This is a genomic window from Caballeronia calidae (assembly GCF_900044055.2).
GTDB classification, from domain to species: domain Bacteria; phylum Pseudomonadota; class Gammaproteobacteria; order Burkholderiales; family Burkholderiaceae; genus Caballeronia; species Caballeronia calidae.
Map to the genome: position 1 here is coordinate 1 of NZ_FCOX02000258.1, position 1,581 is coordinate 1,581.

Sequence of the window (1,581 nt, forward strand, 5' to 3'; positions counted from 1 at the left end):
CGGCTCTGGCAGCATGCTAACCCGCGCTTCACTTCCCCGCGGCGGCCAGCCTCGCTGCCAGGGGAGTCATACTGACTCTCTATGAACGCGTCCCGTTTTGCAACAGCTCTCGTTTGTTCAGAATGACAGGGTGGGCTGCAGCTCTCTATCCGGCCTTCCTGCAGCCGATAAAGCCGCTGCGGGCCCATATGAAATCCGCTGACTCGCTCCTCATTCTTGCCACGAGCTCGAAGCTCGAGTCAGTATGCAGGTTTAGCGAGTCCCAGGTCCTACCTGACTAGTCATCACACTCGATTGCTGCGCAAACCTTCGACGTTCACCCTGTGCTCAAACGTTGATCTCCTACACCACGCACAACGATTTATGCGGGCTTCACACTTACGTAGTCCCTGCGGTACGGCCTGTCATGAGCAAGCACCGCCCAGATTGTGCGTGCCATCTTGTTTGCTAGCGCGACGATCACCACGTTTTTGGGTCTACGTTTGATCATCTGCTCGACCCACGGACCGGGCTCTTTCCCATGTTCTAACACCGATCGCGCGCCGTGGATCAGCAGCGTGCGCAGGTAGGTGTCGCCGCGCTTCGATATGCCGTGCAAGATCACCTTGCCCCCGGAACCCGTCTGTTTGGGTACAAGACCGGCCCACGCCGCAAACTCCCTTCCTGAACTGAATGCCTTCGGATCACCCATCGTTGCGACGGCTGCCGTCGCGGTCAGCAACCCCACGCCTGGGATCTCGCTGATGGCCTTGACTGCCTTATCCTCTTTCTTCCACTCCCGCATCCGGCGTTCAATCTGCGCGACCTGTTCGTCGAGTTTCGTCAACCCATTCCACTGCTCGCGAAGTGAGTCGATAACAACCGCAGGCAGTCGCTCGGCAACTCGTTCAAGTACGGCGGGAATCGCCCGGTCAAGAGCAGCGCGACTCTTGCCCATTACCTCGCCGTACTCCGTTAACAATCCACGCAGGTTGTTGACCTGCATGGTGCGAAATTTGATGAGTTGCTGACGCATCCGGTGCAGCGCCAACATCGCCTGTTGCGTCTCGGTCTTCACTGCGACTGGCTTGCCCGGTTGCTGAACGGCGAGCCAAATCGCGCGCGCGTCAGCGGCATCGCTCTTGTTGCGAATGTTGAAAGCCTTGGCGAATTCCGCTGGTATCAGTTTGACCTCGTGCCCCATCTTGATTAGCTGCCGAGCCCAGTGATGCGCACCGCCACATGCTTCCATTCCGATGAGGCACGGTGCACGATTCGCAAAGTGTTCGAGAAACATCGCTCGCTTGATCGGCTTGTTCACGATCTCTCCGCTTTCCGGATCAATGTAGTGCACCTGGAAAACCTGCTTGGCGATGTCGACACCTACGGCCATACTATTCATGTGGATCCTCCGGTCGCCGGGAAATGCAAGCATTTTCCACCCGGGCACATCGATGCCGCTGGCCCGTGAGGATCCACCCCCTCAGGCTCATACGATCACGGGTGGGACGCGTTCATTTCATTCTTGCTGATCCCCTGGTCGACCTGGCTTTCGCCGCTGTCATAGGGCTGCGGCACCAGGCCGACGCACGCGCCCACCTG

At 58.4% G+C, this 1,581-nt stretch carries 1 protein-coding gene; it reads right to left on the reverse strand.

The window, feature by feature from the left end; genetic code table 11:
* Positions 1–361: 361 nt before the first annotated feature.
* Positions 362–1,381 (reverse strand): IS110 family RNA-guided transposase, encoded by a 1,020-nt coding sequence (locus AWB78_RS42460; protein WP_062613277.1) that lies wholly within the window; start codon positions 1,379–1,381, stop codon positions 362–364.
* Positions 1,382–1,581 lie beyond the last annotated feature (200 nt).

Coding starts and splice junctions, on each gene's coding strand:
- AWB78_RS42460 (WP_062613277.1), bottom strand. CDS start 1,381: ATGAATAGTATGGCCGTAGGTGTCGACATCGCCAAGCAGGTTTTCCAG.